19 protein-coding genes are annotated in these 19,198 nt (G+C 60.5%); 3 read left to right on the top strand and 16 right to left on the bottom strand.

Going from position 1 to position 19,198, the window contains the following annotated elements; translation table 11 throughout:
* Window positions 1-374: 374 nt before the first annotated feature.
* Window positions 375-1,211 carry an SDR family oxidoreductase gene (locus IFT84_RS12190; protein WP_192119685.1) on the bottom strand — a complete coding sequence of 279 codons (837 nt, stop codon included), beginning with the start codon at window positions 1,209-1,211 and terminating at the stop codon, window positions 375-377.
* 94 nt (window positions 1,212-1,305) lie between these two features.
* Between IFT84_RS12190 and IFT84_RS12185 the strand changes: the two genes are divergently transcribed.
* Window positions 1,306-2,199: a LysR family transcriptional regulator gene (locus IFT84_RS12185; protein WP_192119683.1), complete on the top strand. Its 894-nt coding sequence runs from the start codon at window positions 1,306-1,308 to the stop codon at window positions 2,197-2,199.
* A 10-nt stretch (window positions 2,200-2,209) separates the two neighbouring features.
* Here IFT84_RS12185 and IFT84_RS12180 read toward each other — a convergent pair whose 3' ends face one another.
* The 6 genes from IFT84_RS12180 to IFT84_RS12155 form a co-directional block, all read right to left on the bottom strand.
* The gene (locus IFT84_RS12180) at window positions 2,210-2,938 is read right to left on the bottom strand and encodes an SDR family oxidoreductase (RefSeq protein ID WP_192119681.1); all 729 of its coding nucleotides are present in this window, start codon (window positions 2,936-2,938) and stop codon (window positions 2,210-2,212) included.
* Window positions 2,939-2,969: 31 nt separating this feature from the next.
* The gene (locus tag IFT84_RS12175; RefSeq protein ID WP_192119679.1) at window positions 2,970-3,698 is read right to left on the bottom strand and encodes an SDR family oxidoreductase; all 729 of its coding nucleotides are present in this window, start codon (window positions 3,696-3,698) and stop codon (window positions 2,970-2,972) included.
* 52 nt (window positions 3,699-3,750) lie between these two features.
* Window positions 3,751-4,497 carry an ATP-binding cassette domain-containing protein gene (locus tag IFT84_RS12170; RefSeq protein ID WP_192119677.1) on the bottom strand — a complete coding sequence of 249 codons (747 nt, stop codon included), beginning with the start codon at window positions 4,495-4,497 and terminating at the stop codon, window positions 3,751-3,753.
* Complete coding sequence (locus IFT84_RS12165) at window positions 4,490-5,551, bottom strand: ABC transporter permease subunit (RefSeq protein ID WP_192119675.1); 1,062 nt, start codon at window positions 5,549-5,551, stop codon at window positions 4,490-4,492. Before IFT84_RS12165 ends, IFT84_RS12170 begins: the two co-directional genes overlap by 8 nt.
* Window positions 5,552-5,721: 170 nt before the next feature.
* Entirely contained in the window at window positions 5,722-6,711 is a 990-nt protein-coding gene (locus tag IFT84_RS12160; protein WP_192119673.1) for an ABC transporter substrate-binding protein, read from the bottom strand.
* A gap of 152 nt (window positions 6,712-6,863) precedes the next feature.
* Window positions 6,864-7,763 carry a sugar-binding transcriptional regulator gene (locus tag IFT84_RS12155; protein ID WP_192119760.1) on the bottom strand — a complete coding sequence of 300 codons (900 nt, stop codon included), beginning with the start codon at window positions 7,761-7,763 and terminating at the stop codon, window positions 6,864-6,866.
* 187 nt (window positions 7,764-7,950) lie between these two features.
* Between IFT84_RS12155 and IFT84_RS12150 the strand changes: the two genes are divergently transcribed.
* Together IFT84_RS12150 and IFT84_RS12145 are read left to right on the top strand one after the other, a co-directional pair.
* A complete protein-coding gene (locus tag IFT84_RS12150; RefSeq protein ID WP_192119671.1) occupies window positions 7,951-8,862 on the top strand; it encodes a tagatose-bisphosphate aldolase in 912 nt (303 codons plus the stop codon).
* 13 nt (window positions 8,863-8,875) lie between these two features.
* A complete protein-coding gene (locus IFT84_RS12145; protein ID WP_192119669.1) occupies window positions 8,876-10,324 on the top strand; it encodes an ROK family protein in 1,449 nt (482 codons plus the stop codon).
* A gap of 85 nt (window positions 10,325-10,409) precedes the next feature.
* On the opposite strand, the gene IFT84_RS12140 is transcribed toward IFT84_RS12145, so the two are convergent.
* The 9 genes from IFT84_RS12140 to IFT84_RS12100 all read right to left on the bottom strand — a co-directional run bounded on the left by IFT84_RS12140 (window position 10,410) and on the right by IFT84_RS12100 (window position 19,196).
* Window positions 10,410-11,183 (bottom strand): SDR family NAD(P)-dependent oxidoreductase, encoded by a 774-nt coding sequence (locus tag IFT84_RS12140; RefSeq protein WP_192119667.1) that lies wholly within the window; start codon window positions 11,181-11,183, stop codon window positions 10,410-10,412.
* Window positions 11,184-11,196: 13 nt separating this feature from the next.
* On the bottom strand, window positions 11,197-12,309 hold the full coding sequence (locus tag IFT84_RS12135) for an ABC transporter ATP-binding protein (protein ID WP_192119665.1): 1,113 nt from the start codon (window positions 12,307-12,309) through the stop codon (window positions 11,197-11,199).
* A gap of 26 nt (window positions 12,310-12,335) precedes the next feature.
* Entirely contained in the window at window positions 12,336-13,154 is an 819-nt protein-coding gene (locus tag IFT84_RS12130; RefSeq protein WP_192119663.1) for a carbohydrate ABC transporter permease, read from the bottom strand.
* On the bottom strand, window positions 13,151-14,026 hold the full coding sequence (locus tag IFT84_RS12125) for a carbohydrate ABC transporter permease (RefSeq protein ID WP_197975541.1): 876 nt from the start codon (window positions 14,024-14,026) through the stop codon (window positions 13,151-13,153). The genes IFT84_RS12130 and IFT84_RS12125 overlap by 4 nt, the downstream gene beginning before the upstream one ends.
* Before the next feature lie 94 nt (window positions 14,027-14,120).
* Window positions 14,121-15,428 (bottom strand): ABC transporter substrate-binding protein, encoded by a 1,308-nt coding sequence (locus IFT84_RS12120; protein WP_192119661.1) that lies wholly within the window; start codon window positions 15,426-15,428, stop codon window positions 14,121-14,123.
* Window positions 15,429-15,712: 284 nt separating this feature from the next.
* On the bottom strand, window positions 15,713-16,420 hold the full coding sequence (locus IFT84_RS12115) for a DUF1028 domain-containing protein (protein ID WP_192119658.1): 708 nt from the start codon (window positions 16,418-16,420) through the stop codon (window positions 15,713-15,715).
* A gap of 33 nt (window positions 16,421-16,453) precedes the next feature.
* Window positions 16,454-17,743 carry an NAD(P)/FAD-dependent oxidoreductase gene (locus IFT84_RS12110; protein ID WP_192119656.1) on the bottom strand — a complete coding sequence of 430 codons (1,290 nt, stop codon included), beginning with the start codon at window positions 17,741-17,743 and terminating at the stop codon, window positions 16,454-16,456.
* The gene (locus IFT84_RS12105) at window positions 17,740-18,402 is read right to left on the bottom strand and encodes a VOC family protein (protein ID WP_192119654.1); all 663 of its coding nucleotides are present in this window, start codon (window positions 18,400-18,402) and stop codon (window positions 17,740-17,742) included. The genes IFT84_RS12110 and IFT84_RS12105 overlap by 4 nt, the downstream gene beginning before the upstream one ends.
* Window positions 18,399-19,196 (bottom strand): ABC transporter permease, encoded by a 798-nt coding sequence (locus IFT84_RS12100; protein ID WP_192119652.1) that lies wholly within the window; start codon window positions 19,194-19,196, stop codon window positions 18,399-18,401. The genes IFT84_RS12105 and IFT84_RS12100 overlap by 4 nt, the downstream gene beginning before the upstream one ends.
* Between the last annotated feature and the right edge of the window lie 2 nt (window positions 19,197-19,198).

The following is a 19,198-nucleotide window of genomic DNA, read 5'->3' as shown; positions in this document are numbered from 1 at the left end:
GAGCGACGATCCACACGGGTTTCCCTCGGATCTTGAGCGCTTGCTCCTCCGGTGAACCAATGCCGATAGCGTATTCTCCTCCCGGGAGGTTCGGCAATCTGCCGAAGCCTCTCTCGGCCACCTCCCACCGCGGCCTTGTGTTCAAACATAGAGCAACCGAGGAATTAGCTCAATTTAGAATATTCCGATAATTCATTAGAAAATCTACACGGCTGGTCGCCGGTCGAATGTGATCGTTGCAACCTATGTCATCGACAGTGATGGGGCAGATGTTTGCCTCTCTCCTTAAATCGCAAGCTGTTCGAGCCGAAACTCCGTACAGGTGTTGGCACACGTGGCGCAGGGGTAGACGTCTATCCCCTGCGCCACCACTGTCAAAATGATCCGGCGGACTCCGTCGACAATTCAGTGAACGTCTGGATTTCCTCAAGTCGGCTCTTCAGGAAAGGCGTGACGGCTGCCACCGCGTCCGCACCCGCCATGAACTGCATCGGCGGATTGTCCATGTGGCTGAGCCTGACCAGCACGTGACCAAGAGCGGCGGGATTGCCTGTTTGCTGGCCGTCATAGGCTGAATAGGCCGCCTCAGCCGACGGTTCAGAAGCATAATCCTCAAGTGTATTCGGCACGTACCGGACGTTTCCTGCATCCAGCAGGTTGGTGCGGAAGAAGCCCGGCGACACGACTGTCAGTTTGATGCCGAACTGCGCCACTTCCTCCGCCACCGAAAAAGTGAGACCTTCCACCGCGAACTTGGCAGCACCGTAGGCGGCGCAGTGCCGGATTCCGATAACACCGGCCACGGAGCTGATGTTGATGATGCGACCGGCGCGCTGCGTGCGCATCACCGGCAGCACTGCGCGCATCACATTCACCACGCCGAAGAAATTGGTCTGCATCTGCTCCTGAATGTCGGATGTGCGCATATCCTCGAAGTTCCCCAGCAGGCTGTAGCCGGCGTTGTTGACCAGCACGTCGATGCGACCAAATGCATCAACGGCCCGGCTTGCAGCCTTGTGCGCCTGCGCCTCGTCCGTGACGTCAAGCTCAATGACGACGAGGTTGTCGCCCGCGACGTCCTCCAGCGCCTTGCGCACTTTGTCGGTATTGCGACCCGTGGCGACCACGCGGTTGCCCGCCGCAAGGGCGGCCCGCGCTGTTGCGGCGCCGATGCCGCTTCCTGCTCCTGTAATAAACCAGACATTGCTCATGTGATGCTCCTTGATTGATGGAGCAAACATAACCCATCTGGTTGCACGCGATTATGTGGTATTATCCGCATGAACTTAGAAAGCGGACTTCTGAATGCGTCGAGACAACATCAATGACTACCTTGCCTTCATTGCCGTCGCCCGTGAACGCAGCTTCACCAGAGCCGCTGCGCAAATGGGTGTTTCACAGTCCGCGCTGAGCTACACCGTGCGAACCTTGGAGGCCAAACTCGGCCTGCGCCTGCTCACGCGCACAACACGAAGTGTGGGCCTGACCGAGGCAGGTGAGCGCCTGCTGCTGACCATCGGGCCCCGCTTTGACGAGATCGAGAGCGAGATCGCGGCGATCAGCGCCATGCGGGACAAACCGGCTGGCACGGTGCGCATCACCACCATCGAACATGCGGCAGAAACCATCCTCTGGCCGAAGCTCGCGCCGCTGTTGGCGCAGTATCCCGATATCAACGTCGAGATCATCAGTGAGTACGGGCTGAAGGATATCGTCGCCGATCGCTACGACGCAGGCGTCCGCCTCGGCGAACAGGTTGATCAGGACATGGTTTCGGTGCGGATCAGCCGTGATCTGCGCTTCGCAGTGGTTGGCGCACCATCCTATTTGGCAACGCGCACAGCGCCGAAGGCGCCGCAGGATCTGGTGGAGCATAGCTGCATCCGACTGAGACTGCCGACACATGGCGGCTTTTATCTCTGGGACTTCCAAAAGGACGGCCGCGAATTAATGGCGCGTGTCGAGGGTCGCACGGCGTTTAATACCATCAGTATGATGCGTCAGGCAGCACTGGACGGTTTTGGTCTGGCCTATCTGCCCCATGACATGGTCGATGGCGCGATCGCCGACGGACGGCTGGTGCAAGTGCTGGCCGACTGGTGCCCGCAGCGCCCTGCCTACCACCTCTACTACCCCAGCCGCCGCCAGCATTCTCCCGCCTTTGCACTGGTCATCGAGGCTCTGCGAGCACGTTCGTAAATGCCAGCCCTCACCCATCGACATTCGTTGGCAGCACGACGATATCGTGGATCGTCACGTTGCGCGGGCGGCTGAGGATGAAGAGGATGGATTGCGCCACCTCTTTCGGCTCGATCACGGCACCGGCGTCTTTTACCGCCTGAAGCCGCTCCGGTTCCCAGTCGGCCAGAAGGGCGGAAATCACTGGACCCGGAGACACCTGCGCAACGCGAATGCCGTGGCGGTTGACCTGACGGCGCACCGTCTGGGTAAAGCACGTCACCGCCCATTTCGATGCCGAGTAGACCGGCTCGTGCTTGATGGCGGAGCGTCCGGCGAGCGAACTCGTCACGATGATATCGCCGCTGCCGCGTTCGATCATGTGCGGCAGCACCGCATGAACGTTCTTGATGACCGCATTGACGTTGAGGTTCAGCATACGGTCGATGGTCTCCGCCGTCGTATCGATGAGATCGCCGCCGATATAGGTGCCCGCGTTGCAGTGCAGAATGTCGATCTGCCCGGTCCTTGCCAGAATGTCCGGTATCATGGCCGCGCAGCTTTCGGCATCAAGTAGGTCCGTCACCTGCGCTATCGCTTTGCCGTCGCTCCTGGCCACCAGCTGCTGGAGAGCATCCTCGTTCCGGTCGACCAACACCACCCGCGCACCTTCGGCCATCAGGCACTCCGCCGTCGCCAATCCAATGCCCGATGCCGCGCCGGTGATGACGGCAACCTTGTCGTGAAGTATTCCTGTCATGATCAACGCTCTCTGTTCTCAAAATTTCCGCTCAGCAGGCGGTGAAGCCGCCATCAATCGGCAGGGACACGCCGGTGATCATGGCTGAACCATTCCCCAGCAAAAAGACGATGGGATCGGCAATGTCATCTTCGGTTGCCCATCGGTTGAGTGGCATCTGGCTCAGAAACGGTTCGCCAATCTCCGGGCGCCCCCAGTAGAAGGCCGACATTTTCGTCATGACCACGGTCGGATTGACGCTGTTGACGCGGATATTGTACCTGCCCAGTTCCAGCGCCGATACGCGCGTGATGCTGTCGAGCGCCGCCTTGGATGCCGCATAGGAAATGTGCCCGGACAGGGCGACCAGCGCCGCCTGGCTGGATACGTTGACGATGGAACCACCCTGCCCCCGCTCCACCATTGCTTGCGATGCGTATTTCGTCACCAGCAGCGCGCCCCGCGTGTTGATGGCAATGGCCTTGTCGAAAATCGCGATGTCGGTATCCATCGGCGTTGCCAGTTCGCCGCCGAAACCACCGCAATTGACGACGCCCCACAGTTCCAGCCCGGCCACCGCATCGCGGATGCTATCCTCGCTGGTGAGATCGAAGGGGTGCGGCGTGCAGCCGGTCTCCGTTGCCAGCGCGTCGAGTTTCTCCCCGTCGCGACCCCCGGCGTAGACATTGGCACCCGCCTGCACCAGCTTGCGCACCGTTGCCGCACCAATGCCGCCACTGGCACCTGTTACCAAAACTGCTTTTCCGTCTAACCCGTACATGGGCGCACTCCGTTGTTTGTTTGATCAGGGGATGGGACAGATTTCACGCGGGCTAACCGCCCACCATCAGCTTGACGATATCGTCATGGTTGGTATCGGCGATGTTGCGCGACCCGGCCACGACGCCGCGCCGCAGCACCACAATCCGGTCAGACACCGCGAAAATGTCCTGTAGATTGTGCGAGATGAACACCACGCCTTTGCCCTGCGCTTTCAACGATTTGATCAGCGACACGACCTTGCGCTGCTCCGGCACGCCGAGGGCGGCGGTCGGCTCGTCCATGACGAGAATTTTGGCGTTCCAGTAGACGGCCCTGCCGATGGCGACCGCCTGCCGCTGCCCGCCGGAAAAGTTGCTGACCGGCGCGTCGAGACGTTTGACGTGGAAATCGAGAAGCGCCATCGTTTCCTCCGCCGCCTTTGCCATGGCCTTGCGGTCCAGCACCGGCAGAAACCCGAAAAACTTCTTCATGGGTTCGCGACCCAGAAAGATATTGGCCCCGATCGACAGATTATCGGCCAGCGCCAGATCCTGATAAATGGTTTCAATGCCCTGTTCACGGGCATTTTCCGGTGATGAAAAGGAGACCGGTTTTCCCTCGATCAGGATATCACCTGACGTGGGCCGATAGACGCCGGAAATCGCCTTGATCATGGTGGTTTTGCCCGCGCCATTGTCTCCTGCGAGTGCCACCACCTCGCCTGGATACACAGCCATGGAGCAATCATCGAGTGCCTTGACGGCGCCGAAGTAGCGCGAGAGATTGCGGACTTCCAAGAGGGGAACGGAACTATTCATCCTGCTTTGCTCCACTGAAACGCCGTTGCAACTGGTCGATGAGAACGGAGATGATAATGACGACGCCGACGGCAATGAACTGCCAGAATGGCTCCACATTCATGAACACCAGCCCGTACTGGATAACGGCGATGACCAGCGCTCCGGCAATGGTGCCGATGATGGTGCCAGAGCCGCCGAAGAGGCTGGCACCACCAATCACCACGGCTGCGACGCTATCCAGTAGCAGCGGCTCTCCGGCCTGCGCCGCACCGGCGGTAAACCGTGCCGCGTACAGCGCCCCGCCCAGCCCCGCGCACAAGGCCGACAGAACGTACAACCGTGTGAGATGGCTCTTGATGTTGATGCCCGCGCGCCGCGCCGCCTGTGCATTGGCACCGATGGCATAATTGTGCTGCCCGAATCGCGTCTGGCTGAGCAGGTAGTGCATGATGAGCACCAAGACGACCGTGACCAGCACAAGATACGGCACGCCGAAAATCTGCCCATTGCCGAGTTCCGCGAAAGTGCTGTTCTTAACCGGCACCGTGGTGCCGCCAGCCAGCAGAAACGCAGCCCCGCGGGCCACGCCGAACATGCCGAGCGTGCCGATAAACGGCGGCACTTTCAGGCGCGAGATCAGCAGGCCGTTGATGGCACCGGGAACGCCAGCGGCAGCAACGGCAATGACGATGCCCAGAACCATGGCAAGCGGCAGCGGCATGTGCACGCCCAGAAGATTGATGGCATGGGCGGCGACCACCGCGGCCAGCCCCATGACAAACCCGGCGGACAGATCAATGCCGCCCGAGATAATCACAAAGGTCTGCCCGACGGCGAGCAGAAGGGGCGCAACGGCGAAGATTGCCACCGAGCGCCAGTTGAACGAGGAGCCGACAAAGCTGCCGCCAAAATCGGCCCGCGCCCAGATTTCGAAGAATATCAGCAGCGCGGCCAGAAACAGCCATGCCCGCATCTGGGCTATCTGCTGCACCAGTGTCTTGCGCACGTCGGCATGGTCTGCCTGCGGTGCGACATGCACCTGACGGTGCGGATGGGTCACGTCTTCAACCATGCGGAATGCTCCCGATGACAGCCCTGACAGCGCCGCGCGTCAAATATGACGCGCAAAGGTCGCTCTAACTCATTCAATCTACGCATCCGGCTTACCGACAATCGATTTCGATTTTCGGGCCGATGCTGTAGCGGCCGGTGGCGCGCTTGCCAAATGCACGCACGTGGTGCTCAGTCGGAATAAATGAATTTCGCGATGGCCGGGTCGGCCACATTGGCTTTGTCGATAACCGTAAACCCGGTGCCGATGCTGATGGGAATGGAATTTCCCGTCAGATGCGCATAGGCCGCCATTACGCCGAAATAGCCGATTTCCGCCGGATGCTGGGCAATGGCCATATCCACGAGCCCGGAATTGATGTTGTCGACAATCGAGGTCGGTGCATCGAAGGCGACGACGCGGATCTTGCCAAGCTGCCCGGCCTGCTGAACACCATTGGCAGCGCCGAGGGCGGAGAACAGATTGGCCCCGAACACGCCATCGAGATCGGAGTTGCGGGCGTAGACCGCCTGTAATTGCGATGCCGCCTTGTTGGCGTCATCGTCGTTGAACTGGGTTTCCAGCACGGTAATTCCCGGAAATTTCTTCATCTCCTCCTTGAAGCCCTGTTCGCGCTGGTCGGTGGTGGAAATGCCGGGCTTGACGTTGGACACATAGACCTTGCCCTTTTCGTCCACGGCCTTGGCCAGTGCGCGCGCCGCGATGGCTCCACCCAGAAGATTGTCCGAAGCGATATAGGCCAGCGGAAAATCGGCATCGCCGCTGCCGGTCTGGTAGACCCCGGTGCCGATGAACGTATCCACCGTAATCACGGGAATGCCCGCATTGCTGGCGTTCTTCAGCGGCTGGATCAACTGATCCTTGTCGGTAGGGGCGATAAGGATGGCATCCGGCTGCTTGGCAATCACGGCATCCAGTACCGGCACCTGCGTTACGGGGTTGAAATCCGGCCCACCCTGAAAGACGATGGTGGCACCCACGGCCTTGGCCGCCTCTTCCGCCCCCTTGCGCATGGTGATGTAGAACGCATCGGTGGTGAGACCGGGGATAAGTGCGATTGTGAATTTTTGATCAGCGGCGCTAGTGTGCCGGGCATGAAGAAATGCTGGTGCAGCCAATGTTGCCACCGCTGCCGACTTGATGAAAGCACGACGTTCCATGATGTCCTCCCTGATGAAAATCCGGTGCGAGACCTCCTCGTCTCGCCCCGGACCAGTGCGGGAATATTCACGCCATCATGGCTGTTTCGTCAAGCAATAATTTCCTGAAAAATATTTCATTCTAATTCGCATGGGGGTTGTGCGGACTAAACCTATGGTTTTGCAGCGCAAATTTCCAGTATCGCCAGCGCCGTCGCGGTATCTGTCACCAGTGCGTTGATCATCCGTGAGCGAACGGCACCGATTATTCCCGGCGCTTTTTCGACCGTCGCGGCAACGCCGATGCTCAATCCGACGTTGCGAAGCTGATCGGGCGAGGCGGCAATCATACTTGCTTCCCCGTCCCACGGCAGCAGGTTTCCGTCCAGATCGACATAGTGGCGAATGACGTCGCCTACGGCTCCGCCAATCGATTGCTCGTTGATGGTCGCGGCACTGGCTTCCGGCGGATTGATGGCATGGGGCAGGCCAATCCCCACAATGGCGCAATCCATCGTATCCCACAGCGTCGTGACCTTGCGTACGAACGGGTCGCTCAAAATCGCGTCTCGCAACTCGACGGTGGACACATAGGGCGCATGCAGAAAGTGGGCGGTTCCCCCGAATTGCTCTGCCGCCTGACGAACGAATTCGTTGATCTGGAAATGCGGTGCCGATTGCTGCAAGCCGCCATTCAGCGCCACGGCCTGCACATTGGGAATGCCGGGCAGACCGGCCTGTATGACTTCGCGCACCGCACGGCCCCAGCCAATGCCGATGACCGCGCCCTTCTTCAGCTTTTCCTCTTTCAGGAGCGCGCCCAGCGGGGCGGCGAGCGATGCCAGCACACCGGTGGATGGCGTATCGACCACCGCTGCCCGTTTCAAGCCCAAAGCAGCAATCAGCCGGGTCGTGATTTCGTCCGGAATTGCCAAATCCATCACCTCGATTTTCACAATGCCGAGCGCCCTTGCCCGGGTGAGAAGGCGCGACACCGTTGCCGTGGAAACACCGAGTTTGCGGGCAATTTCGACCTGCGGCATATCGCTTTCGTAATGAAGCTTGGCAACCATGTGAAGGGTGGCCCGGGACGCCGTGTCCTGTGGTGTTTGCGGAAGCACCTTGCAATTCCTTTCAGCAATGTGTTACATGGCTGCGAAAGTTACACCGAACCGAACCACAATTCAATCCAACACCGAGCCTGCACGACCGTGCTGCGGGCGCGAACGATGCCGTATGCCTGTTTTAGGGAGAGAGATCATGACAGCGATGACAACAGCCGAGAGACGCGGCTACCACCAGATTTGCGATGCCAGCGGCGCCATGATGGTGATTGCCTGCGACCAGCGGGGCGGCATGCGCACCGTGCTGGCCGCAACACCGGAGGAGCAGGCCAAAATCAGCAATGCCACGCTGGGCGAAACCAAGGCCGATATTACGCGCCACCTTGCCTCCAAGGCCGGTTGCGTGCTGGTTGACCCCATCTGTGCCGTGCCGGGACTGGTGGACAGCGGCGTTCTGCCGCGCGACACGGCCCTTCTCATCGGCATCGATGCCTCCGGCTGGGATACGTCGCCAGAGGGCTATCGCATTTCCAGGATGGTCGACGGGATTGACGCGCGCAAGGTGCGCGAACTTGGCGCAACCGGCGGCAAGATCATGGTGTATCTGCGCATGGATACGCCGCAAGCCAATGTGCAAAATCTGGAAACGCTCAAGGCCAGCATTGAAGATTTTGCCCGCGAGGACCTGCTTCTTGTCGTGGAGTTCCTCACCTACCCGCTTGAGGGCGAAAGCAAGGAGGACTACGCGCAAAAGCTGCCAATGTTGATTGTCGAGGGGTCGCGCGCCTGCCTGGAACTCGGCTCCAAAGTGCTGAAAATTCCCTATCCCGGTAGCGAGGACGCCTGCGCGCAGGTCACGAAACTGGCCGGAGATGTGCCCTGGGCCGTGCTGTCAGCCGGTGTCGATCACCAGACCTTTCTGCCGCAGGTTGAAGCGGCCATGAAAAACGGGGCATCGGGCGTGATTGCGGGCCGGTCGCTCTGGAAGGACTGCATTTCGCTGGATCGCGATGTTTCGCGGCAGAAACTTTCCACCATCGCCGTCTCCCGCCTGCAGGACATTCAGACTATCATTCACCGCTATCGCGCCGGGAAGGCCGCAGCCTGAGGTTTGAGACACGATGGCTCCTGAACAGTTTGCAATCGGCATCGATGTCGGCGGCACGAACATGCGCGCCGCGCAAATCTCGCCTTCGGGCGCAATTTTGCAAAAACGGTCGATTGCCGGAAGTCGCGATCCGGCGGTTGCCCTTCAGCTCATCAAGGGTCTGGCCTCGGAGATGAATGCGGCAAGTGCCTGCGCCATCGGCATTGGCGTGCCCGGTCGGGTCAATGGCTGGACCGGCGACATCATCTCCGGCGGCTTTCTCGATCTGTCCGGCGTGGATTTGAAACAGGAGATGGCCTCCACCTTCGGCGTGGCGACACTGGTTGCCAATGATTGCAGCATGGCGCTGATCGGCGAATATCGCCGGGGGGCGGCCAAGGGCCTGCGCAATGCCGTCATGATGACTATCGGCACCGGCATTGGTGGCGCGGTCATGGAGTGCGGCCAGATCGTCAACGGCAGACGCTCTGCCGGGCAACTCGGCCATCTCGTGGTCAATCTGGGGGGCCATCCCTGCCCCTGCGGCCAGCGCGGCTGCGTGGAAACGGAATCCTCAGGTACATCCTTGAAACGGCATATTCTGGAAGCCGGCTACGGACCAGACATGCGTTTCGAGCCTCTGTTGCAACAGGCAGAGGCGGGAGACACCACCGCCATCGGCGTTCTCCACGCATGGGCCGGGCCTCTGCGCGCGGCCATCAACACGCTCTGTGCGGCCTTCGATCCAGAGGTGGTGGTGCTTGGCGGCGGCATGGGACAGGCCGCTACGCGCGCGCTGGAGTTTCTGCCCGAGCTTGAAACCTGGTACCGCGCCGAGGTCCGCCATGCGGAGCTTGGCGACGATGCGGGTGTGATCGGCGCGGGTCTGGCCGCGCTGGACCTGAAACCCAAACCGGCCCCGGATGGGGGACGGCGGCTTGTCATGATCAACGGCGTGCCCGCCTCCGGCAAGAGTGGGCTGTCGCACGCGCTTTCTGAAAAGACCGGCTGGCCGGTTCTGGCTCTGGATACGATCAAGAATCCGTTTCTCGAGTTGATTGAGACTGTGGACCGGCCCTTCAACCGCATTCTCGGGCGGGCCAGCTACAAATCGATCTTTTCCATTATCGGGGAGTCGGCACCGGGGTCCACCTTCATCGTGGATGCGTGGTTCGGCTTTCAGCCGCTGGAGGTGCTGCGCGAGCATATCGCACGGGCGGGCGTCACCAGAGTTGTGGAGGTATGGTGCCATGCGCCACCCGATGTCATCGGGCACCGCTATCTGACCCGTGCCAGCCAGCGTCTTGCAGGCCATCCGGGTGCGGCCTACGTGCCGGAACTGATGGAGCTGGCCCACCGGGCGGAGCCATGCCGCCTTGGCCCGGTACTCCCTGTCGATACGACAACACCGCTGCGGGTGGACATGATCCTTGACTGGGTCAAGGATCATCTTGCCCCGTCAGACTCCCAGAGCATTTTTTGACGCATTATCCGGACGTAAAAGCGACTCCGCTTTTACTGGAAATGCTCTAGATGCCGATAGTGATCTTTAAGCTTCGCGCACTCCGCTACCAGATCGTATAACCGCAATCGACCGGCACGACGGCCCCGGTCATGGCGCTGGCTGCGTCGCTGGCCAGAAACAGGATGGCGGAGGCGATCTCGTCGGGCTTGGCCACGCGCCGCATCGGGGTAAAATCCATCCAGATCGGCATGCGTTCCGGGTCCACGAAGCTGGTGTTGGACATCGGCGTATCGACATAGGTCGGTGCCACGCAATTGATCCGCACGCCTCGCTCCGCCCACTCGCCACCCAGACTTTTGGTAAGGTGATGCACCGCCGCCTTGGCGGAATTGTAGTGCGCCTGCCGCTGCGGCTTGTTGGAGATTAGCCCTGAAATCGAGCCCAGCGTCACGATGGAGCCGCGACCCCGCGCCAGCATATGCTTGCCAAATTCCCGGCAGGACCAGAAAACGCCGTTGAGATCGACATCGATCAGACGTCGCCAGATATCGTCGGCAATGTCCTCTCCCGGTGTGTCCGGCCAGGCAATTCCCGCATTGGCAACCAGAATATCCACCGCGCCATAACGGGCATTGGCCGCCGTGGCGGCCTGCGCCACATCGTCGGGCCGCGTCACATCCAGCACCACGGTATCGGCGGCATAGCCCTTGTCCGCCAGCGCGCTACGCCCGCTGGCCAGCAGGTCCTCGTTGATATCGGCGATGATGACACGGGCACCGGCTTCCGACAAAGCCTCCGCCACAGCCAGCCCGATGCCCCGGCCACCGCCGGTGATAAAGGCCGTCTGCCCGTCAAGGCGCATTTTCTCGAAATACATGGTCGTCTCCAGATCAGATGGGATTGGTCGCAAGCGGATGCCTGGCGAGTGCGGGAAGTGCGGCGCCATCGCCTGCAAAAACATGGCAGGCCGCTGCCAGCACCGAGAGCCGGACGCGGTCGTGCACCTGAAGCGGGCAAGCACCATCGGCCCCGGCGATGAGGATGAGGTCGGGGCTGATTTCCACGTGAAGGAACGTCTCGTTGCCCAGCCGCTCCACCACGATGACCGTGCCTGCGAGCGGACCGGCATCATCGACGTCAAGATGTTCGGGCCGCACCCCAAGGTCGATGTCGTCTCCCGCCGCAATGGCCGGCGCGGAAACCGGTACGGTCACGGTTCCGCCGCCCGGCAGCAGCACCTCGACACCGGCATCGGATACGCTGTGAACCCGGCCTTTGATGAAGTTCATCTTGGGGCTACCGATGAAGCTGCCAACGAAGCGGTTGACCGGATGGTGGTACAGTTCCATCGGCGTGCCCACCTGCTCGATCCTGCCGTCCCGCAGCACGACAATCTTGTTGGCAAGCGTCATCGCCTCCACCTGATCATGGGTCACATAGATCATGGTGGAGCCAAGCCGTTCGTGCAGGCGCGCAAGCTCGATGCGGGTCTGCACGCGCAGCGCCGCATCCAGATTGGAAAGCGGCTCATCGAACAGGAAAATCGAGGGTTCACGGATGATGGCCCGCCCGATGGCCACGCGCTGGCGCTGCCCGCCCGACAGGGCACCCGGCTTGCGCTCCAGATACGGCCGCAGTTCCAGAAGGTCGGCCACACGTTCCACACGCACGTCACGCTCGGCCTGCGGCACTTTCGCCAGTTTGAGAGCAAAGCCCATATTGTCCCTCACCGTCATGTGAGGGTACAGCGCGTAGCTCTGGAAAACCATGGCAAGGCCACGCTCGTCCGGTGGCAAGTCGTTGACTTTTTGGCCCGCGATCAGAAGGTCGCCGGAGGTAATGTCTTCCAGACCGGCGATCATGCGCAGAAGGGTTGATTTTCCGCAGCCGGAGGGGCCGACGAATACACAGAATTCATGGTCTTCGATTTCGAGGTCGATGCCCTTGATGATTTCAAGCGCGCCGAACGATTTGGTGACATTTCGAAGGCTCAGAGTGGCCATTGGGGGGTTCCTTATGCTGACAGCCGCTATTTCACGGCCCCGAAAGTGAGGCCCCGTACCAGTTGCCGCTGGGTAACCCAGCCCATGACGAGGATGGGGGCAACCGCAAGGGTGGAGGCTGCCGAAAGCTTTGCCCAGAACAGGCCCTCCGGGCTGGAGAACGATGCAATGAACGCCGACAGCGGACCAGCCCGCGATGCGGTGAGGTTCAGGCTCCAGAACGCCTCGTTCCAGCACAGAATGATGGACAACAGGGCCGTGGATGCAATTCCCGGCATCGAAATGGGAATGAGAATATAGCGCATCTGCGTCCAGAAGCGCGCGCCATCCATGCGCCCGGCCTCCAGAATGGGCGTGGGAACGTCCTTGAAGAACGAGTACAGCATCCAGATCACAATCGGCAGATTGGACAGCGTGAACAGGAACACGATGCCGAGCCGCGTATCCAGGAGCCCCGCATCGCGAAACAGCAGATAGATGGGCACCAGCACACCCACGGCAGGCATCATCTTGGTGGACAGCATCCACAGCAGCAGATCCTTGGTACGCTTTCCGGGGTAGAAGGCGCAGGCATAGGCGGCAGGCAAACCGATCGCCAGCGCCAGCAGCGTGGAGCCAATGGACTCGACCACGCTGTTCAGCGCGAACGACACATAGTCCGCACGGCTGTTGACCTCGACATAGCCTTGCAGCGTCGGCTTGAACAGGATCGAAGGGACAACGGCGTCAATTTCACTTTTGAACGACGTTACCACCATCCAGAAAATGGGAAAGAACATCGCAATGGCGGAAACCCAGCCGATGATACCGGCGATCAGGGAGGTGCGCGATCGTCTCATGGTCATTCGCGCTCCAGGTTCTTGGCAAAGGTCCGGATCAGAAAGGCCGCCACGATATTGGCGAGAACAATGGCGATGACCCCGGCAGCCGAAGCCCCGCCCACATCCCATTGCAGCAGCGCGCGCATATAGATGAAATAGCTGAGATTGGTGGTGGCCAGACCCGGTCCCCCCGATGTCGTCACCAGAATTTCGGCGAATACCGACAGCAGGAAAATACACTCGATCATCACCACGACCGAAATTGAGCGTTGCAGATGGGGCAAGGTGATGTTCCAGAACATGGAGAAGCCTTTGGCCCCGTCCATACGTGCCGCTTCCAGTTGTTCGCGATCCAGCGATTGCATGGCTGTAACCAGAATCAGCGTTGCAAACGGTACCCATTGCCAGGATACGATCATGATGATGGAGAACATCGGTACTTGAACGAACCAGTCGACGACGGGCAGCCCGAGCCAGCGGGAAACATAGGAAAAGAACCCGTTGACAGGATGCATTAGCAGATTTTTCCAGATCAGTGCGCTGACCGTCGGCATGATGAAGAACGGCGCCGTAACCAGCAGGCGCGCGACGTTGCGCCCCCAGAAGTCCTGATCGAAGATCACCGCGAAAAACACGCCGCTGATGACCGTAATGACCAGCACACTGCCCACCAGCACCAGTGTATTGAGGATGGACACCCAAAGGCGGGCATTGGACAGCAACAGCTTGTAATTGGTGATACCGGCGAAACCGGTAACGAGCGGATTTTGCAGATTGTAGCGCTGGAACGAAAACCAGAGGGTCAGCGCCAGCGGCACGATCATCCAGAACAGCAGGAGACCGACCGCCGGTGCCAGCAGCGGCCCGGTTCTCATGTCTCGTGAGCGAGTTGCCATCAACCGACTCCAAATTTCAAGGGCAAGAAAAGGCTTGAGAAGAAAGCACCCGGCCGGGGCCTGGCCTCTGGCCGGGTGCTTGAGACGGTGCGTGCTACTGAATGTAGCCAGCCTGTGTCATGGCTTCGACCGCGTTGTCCTGCGCCGATTGCAGCGCTTCATCCACGGATGTCTGGCCTGCCAGCGCACCGGCAATCGCCTGGCCCGTGGTGGTGCCAATGCCCTGATATTCCGGAATAATGACGTAGGAAATACCGGTATAGGGCACCGGATCACGCGTGGGTTTTGACGGATCGGCACTCTCGATTGCCTTCTGCGTCATCGCCGCAAACGGCGCGTCCTTCAGATACGCCTCCGTATAGGTCGATTTGCGCGTTCCGGGCGGCGAGGTCACCACGCCATTGGTTTTGGCAACCAGCGTCACATAGTCCTTGGATGTGGCCCATTTGACGAAGCTTTTGGCGGCTTCCGCCTTGGTGGTGGTCACGGGAATGGCAAGCGCCCAGGCCCAGAACCAGCCATTGCCGACACTGGTCACCTCGCCCGGTCCCTTGGCATAGCCAACCTTGTCGACCACCTTGGACGTGTCTTTATTATAGAGCCGTCCGGCTGCCGAGGTGGCATCCACCCAGATGCCGCAATGTCCGGCGGCAAACAGGGCCTGATTTTCATTGAAGCCGTTGGCCGTGGCACCCGGAGGGCCATACTTGTTCATGGTGTCGACATAGAAGTTGACGGCTTTTTTCCAGGGCTCCGACATCAGCTGCGGTTGCCATTTCATATCGAACCATGTTCCACCCCAGACATTGGCCATCAGGGTGATAAGCGCCATGTTCTCGCCCCAGCCCGGCTTGCCACGCAGGCAGATGCCGTACTGCTCCTTGCTCTTGTCGGTCAGCTTTTCGGCAAACCCGGCAATTTGCGACCAGGTCGGCTCTTCCGGCATTGTCAGCCCGGCCTTTTCGAATAGCTCGGTGTTGTACATGGTAAACGAGCTTTCGGCGTAGAACGGAACGGCAAACAGCTTGCCATCCGCCGACAGACCGCTTCTGACCGATGGAAACAGATCAGCATAATCATAGTCGTCGCCGAGATCATCGAGCTGTGTCAGCCAGCCCGATTTGCCCCAGATCGGGGTTTCCAGCGCGCCAATCGTGACGATGTCGAACTGGCCGCCCTTGGTGGCGATATCCGTTGTTACGCGCTGGCGCAGAACGTTTTCTTCCAGCACAACCCAGTTGAGTTTATTGCCGGAGCTCTTCTCCCATTCACCCGATAGCTTCTGCATGACAATCATATCGTCATTGTTGACGGTGGCGATTGTCAGCGTTTCCGCCTGCGCAAGATGCGCGCCAAATATTACGGCGCTAAGCGACAACAGACTTGTTTTCAGTTTTCCCATAGTCTCCTCCTGTTGAGAAAGGTCCCCTCCCTGTGACGTCGCCGCTAGGACCATAACGCTGCAACGCTTTTAAAATGCCGAGTGTGCATCTCCCCATGCATCAGCAGAGTGGGCAGTGAAACACCTTTCTGCACAAAATTGCAAGCCCTGCTCAAAATTCTATCCCATTAAAATTGATGGGCAAAACGCAGGGCCGTGCGGGCGCGCGAGATGGTGCTCGCGAAGGTCACGGGAAAACGGAAGACTGATTTGGCGGCAGGTCAGGCGCAAAACGCCGCCGATCCTCAGACCTGAAGCGCGGAATTGATCAGCGGTTTCAACGTGGCTGGTTCCAGAACCTGTGTGACGAAGCGATCGATGATCGGCGCATAGGATCGCCAGAGCGAACGCAGTTTTGTTGCCGGATTGGGCTCGAAATCGACACGCAGGTCGACGAGCGGCCAGTCGTGCTTGTCAACAATCAGCAGAGCAGCGGCCATGGCGGGCTGGGTTTCGCCTCCTGCCGCCACACCGGCATCCAGTGCTGCCAGCAGGCGTTCAGCAAAAAGCGGGGCGGCGACATTCGGTGTAGCAGAATACGGTGCAGTATTGGCCTCGTAACCCCGCACCATCGCCGCCGTCACCTCGTGATTGGCCATGAAATTGCCGACCGACACACAGGCCTCGCCCTGATGCGCGGTGGCGATGGATTCGATATCCGGCCCGTTGAAAAACGCGGTTCGGCCATCGCGGTCAACGGCGGCAAACTGTCGGAGGTTGGGATGTTCGCTGCTGTTGACCAGAATATCCACCGTCTCGCGGGCGGAAAATCCCTTGGCCAGCAGGTCCAGCCCCAGCGGACCGCAGCGGATATCCGTGCGGTGCTGGGTGGCGATCACCCCAACGCCGGCTTTTGCCCACGGGCACCGGTTGCCCACCGCAATGCTGGAACTTGCCACCGCGATGCCGAACAGACCGGTCTGCCTGTCAAATGCCGAAAGCGAAAACGTCATATCCTATACCCTTATCCTGATGCTTTTGAGCGTTCAGACCTCGCGCCTGTCCTTGAACCGGTACCAGAGCAAAATCAGCCGCGCGAAGCGCGACACAATGGCGTGGAAGGGAACGCGCGCCGGAGTCGTGGGCCTGACAGACAGTTGCTCGTCCGCAACGCCCTCGATGGCATCGGCCAGAACCGGCCCCATGGCGCAGGCAAGTGCAAGGCCGCGCCCGTTGCAGCCGATCCATGCCGACAGGCCGTCACCACGGCGGTGCAGATGCGGCAGGCGATCGGCCGTCATGGCGATACGGCCACCCCAGAAGGAGGTCATCGCATTGTCCGGCAGTGCAGGAAACATTTCTTTCAGCCGTCTGCCGACCATGGCCGGCACCCGGCGCGCAGCAGCAAGCTGGATGGCCAGCGCCCCACCCGAAACCAGCCGCCCCTCACGATCCCGACGAAAATAGCGCAGGTCCATCCGCGTATCGGAGGATGCTTCATCGTTCGGCAAAATGTCTGCTGCCATATCTCCGAGCGGATCGGTTGCCGCCTGATAGGAGGTGACGGGCACGATGGAGCGGGCAAGGTCCGGCCAGAGATCACCACTATAGGCCGCCGTCGTCAGCGCCACCTTGTTCGCCCGCACCCGCCCGCCGGGAGTTTCCACCAGCCAGCCACCGCCCTCGCGCTTAAGCCGGTTGGCGGGGCTTGCCTCGTAGACAGTGACACCTTCAGAAACGGCGGCACGCGCAAGCCCGCAGGTGAACGCATAGGGGTTGATGTGCCCGCCGCCCCGGTGCTCCCAGCCCCCACAATAGACGTCGGTGCCAAGCCGCGCGCGCATTTCCGCCGCTGAAAGAACTGTGGTCGGCGCGCCCGCATCGGCCCATTGCGCGGCCAGCTTGCTCACACGTTGAAACCGTCCGGGACTGTGCGCAGGCTGAAGCCAGCCGGTTCGCCGTGCGTCACAATCGATGCCATACCGATCAATCAGATCGAAGAGGTGATCGGCAGAGCCCTTCAACAGTCGAATGAACCGTTCGCCCCTTTCGCCCGGCCAAGCCTTGCGAATGGCATCGGGGCCATGGCGCGTCAACGCGGAGATGACCTGACCATTGGCCCGGCCCGATGCGCCGTAACCGACCCGCATCGCTTCCAGCACGACGACCCGATGTCCACGACGCGCCAGTTCCAGCGCCGTGGACAGCCCGGCGATACCGCCGCCGACAACCACCACGTCGGCGCTCACCTCTCCGGTCAGCCTTGTCCCCGCAAATGTCTCGCGCGACAACGACATCCAAAGCGCGGAGGGCGTGTCGGAGGGCCAGGAGGTCATGCGGGGACGATCTCCAGCTCGACTCCGCAGACGGAGCGCAGATCATAAACCTGCCGCCGGGGCCCGGACAGAACCAGCCGGTTGCTGCCGGTCTCAACCCCCACACGAACTTTCCCATCCAAGTCCGCAAAGGACTTGAGCCTGTCGGCCTGCGGCACAGTCATGGACACCAGCCTGTCGGCACCATTGTCGTGCGTCATCGTATCTGCGCGCCAGAGCAGATCGGCGGTGTGATGCTGGCAGGCAAGGCATTGCAAACCCGGCGTTTCGCCCGGATCGATGCGTGTCACGGAAAAGCGCAACTCTCCCTCCCCCGTCATGCGGGAGAAATGACGCACAGGCTCGGTGGCGATGCCGCGCGCGCTGAGTGCGCTGGCGGTGGTCTCGATATCGTCGCTGGCGAAGGCCAGCCCGCGAATACCCGCACTCGTCCGCAACAGCGCGCGCCATGGGGCATTGGCGGGCGTTTGCGTAACGATGCCCATGATTTCGATGTAGCTGCCGCCATGCAGCATGACACAGCGATTGGCCGTGCCCATTGCGGCGCTGTGCTCGGTCTGCGGCGTAACGTGAAACCCTGCCCCCTCGAACGCAGCCCCCGCCAGCGCCAGATCCGGCACCAGCACCACGACATGGTCGATGGCAAGATGAAGGCTCATCCCGCCACCGTCATCTTGTCGATGCCGTAGACCCGATCGACAATGAGCAAAGCGACCACGGCGATCAGCAGTTGCAGCGTGCTCAGCGCCGCGATTGTCGGATCGAACTGGTTTTCCAGATAGCTCAGCATCACCACCGGCAGCGTGTTGGTGCTGGAGCTGCCGAAGAAGTAGCTGATCGGCAGGTTGTCGAACGAGGTGAGAAACGAGAAGAGAGAGCCCGCCATGATGCCGGGCCGGATCAGCGGCAGGGTGACATGCCAGAAGGTTTTCAGTGGATTGGCCCCCAGAATGGCAGCGGCTTCCTCATAGGCCGGTCGCAGGCCGGAATAGACGCCCGCGACCGTGCGAACGATATAGGGCAGGCAGACGACCGTGTGGGTAATCAGCAATGCGGCAAAGGAAATGCCGATACCGAGCCACGACAGGAAAAACAGCGAGGCAAACCCGATGACGATCATCGGCATGGACAGGGGCGAGAGCAGAAAGGTCATCACCCCACTGGCCCAGCGGCTGCGTGAACGCGCAAGATAGAGCGCCGCCGGTACGCCGATGAGGCAGGACAAGATGGTCGCGCCAATGGCAATCTCGATGCTGACGATCAGCGCATCGACAAAGGGCTGGTATTCGAAAATGCGCGCAAACCACTTCAACGACCAGCCGGGGATGGGGAAGGAGACGTAACCGGCCGAGGTGAAGGACACGAGCACGACAATCAGGATCGGCGCCAGCATGAAGATGAAGAACAGGACGACGAAGGCCCCGAGCGACAGATTGATCCAGTCCCGTTTCATCC

It is taken from the genome of Rhizobium sp. CFBP 8762 (assembly GCF_014841565.1).
GTDB lineage: Bacteria > Pseudomonadota > Alphaproteobacteria > Rhizobiales > Rhizobiaceae > CFBP-8762.
The sequence above is the reverse complement of the archived record's forward strand: the minus strand, read 5'-3'. Positions and strand labels throughout refer to the sequence as shown.

Coding starts and splice junctions, on each gene's coding strand:
- IFT84_RS12190 (WP_192119685.1), bottom strand. CDS start 1,211: ATGAGCAATGTCTGGTTTATTACAGGAGCAGGAAGCGGCATCGGCGCC.
- IFT84_RS12185 (WP_192119683.1), top strand. CDS start 1,306: ATGCGTCGAGACAACATCAATGACTACCTTGCCTTCATTGCCGTCGCC.
- IFT84_RS12180 (WP_192119681.1), bottom strand. CDS start 2,938: ATGACAGGAATACTTCACGACAAGGTTGCCGTCATCACCGGCGCGGCA.
- IFT84_RS12175 (WP_192119679.1), bottom strand. CDS start 3,698: ATGTACGGGTTAGACGGAAAAGCAGTTTTGGTAACAGGTGCCAGTGGC.
- IFT84_RS12170 (WP_192119677.1), bottom strand. CDS start 4,497: ATGAATAGTTCCGTTCCCCTCTTGGAAGTCCGCAATCTCTCGCGCTAC.
- IFT84_RS12165 (WP_192119675.1), bottom strand. CDS start 5,551: ATGGTTGAAGACGTGACCCATCCGCACCGTCAGGTGCATGTCGCACCG.
- IFT84_RS12160 (WP_192119673.1), bottom strand. CDS start 6,711: ATGGAACGTCGTGCTTTCATCAAGTCGGCAGCGGTGGCAACATTGGCT.
- IFT84_RS12155 (WP_192119760.1), bottom strand. CDS start 7,763: ATGGTTGCCAAGCTTCATTACGAAAGCGATATGCCGCAGGTCGAAATT.
- IFT84_RS12150 (WP_192119671.1), top strand. CDS start 7,951: ATGACAGCGATGACAACAGCCGAGAGACGCGGCTACCACCAGATTTGC.
- IFT84_RS12145 (WP_192119669.1), top strand. CDS start 8,876: ATGGCTCCTGAACAGTTTGCAATCGGCATCGATGTCGGCGGCACGAAC.
- IFT84_RS12140 (WP_192119667.1), bottom strand. CDS start 11,183: ATGTATTTCGAGAAAATGCGCCTTGACGGGCAGACGGCCTTTATCACC.
- IFT84_RS12135 (WP_192119665.1), bottom strand. CDS start 12,309: ATGGCCACTCTGAGCCTTCGAAATGTCACCAAATCGTTCGGCGCGCTT.
- IFT84_RS12130 (WP_192119663.1), bottom strand. CDS start 13,154: ATGACCATGAGACGATCGCGCACCTCCCTGATCGCCGGTATCATCGGC.
- IFT84_RS12125 (WP_197975541.1), bottom strand. CDS start 14,026: ATGGCAACTCGCTCACGAGACATGAGAACCGGGCCGCTGCTGGCACCG.
- IFT84_RS12120 (WP_192119661.1), bottom strand. CDS start 15,428: ATGGGAAAACTGAAAACAAGTCTGTTGTCGCTTAGCGCCGTAATATTT.
- IFT84_RS12115 (WP_192119658.1), bottom strand. CDS start 16,420: ATGACGTTTTCGCTTTCGGCATTTGACAGGCAGACCGGTCTGTTCGGC.
- IFT84_RS12110 (WP_192119656.1), bottom strand. CDS start 17,743: ATGACCTCCTGGCCCTCCGACACGCCCTCCGCGCTTTGGATGTCGTTG.
- IFT84_RS12105 (WP_192119654.1), bottom strand. CDS start 18,402: ATGAGCCTTCATCTTGCCATCGACCATGTCGTGGTGCTGGTGCCGGAT.
- IFT84_RS12100 (WP_192119652.1), bottom strand. CDS start 19,196: ATGAAACGGGACTGGATCAATCTGTCGCTCGGGGCCTTCGTCGTCCTG.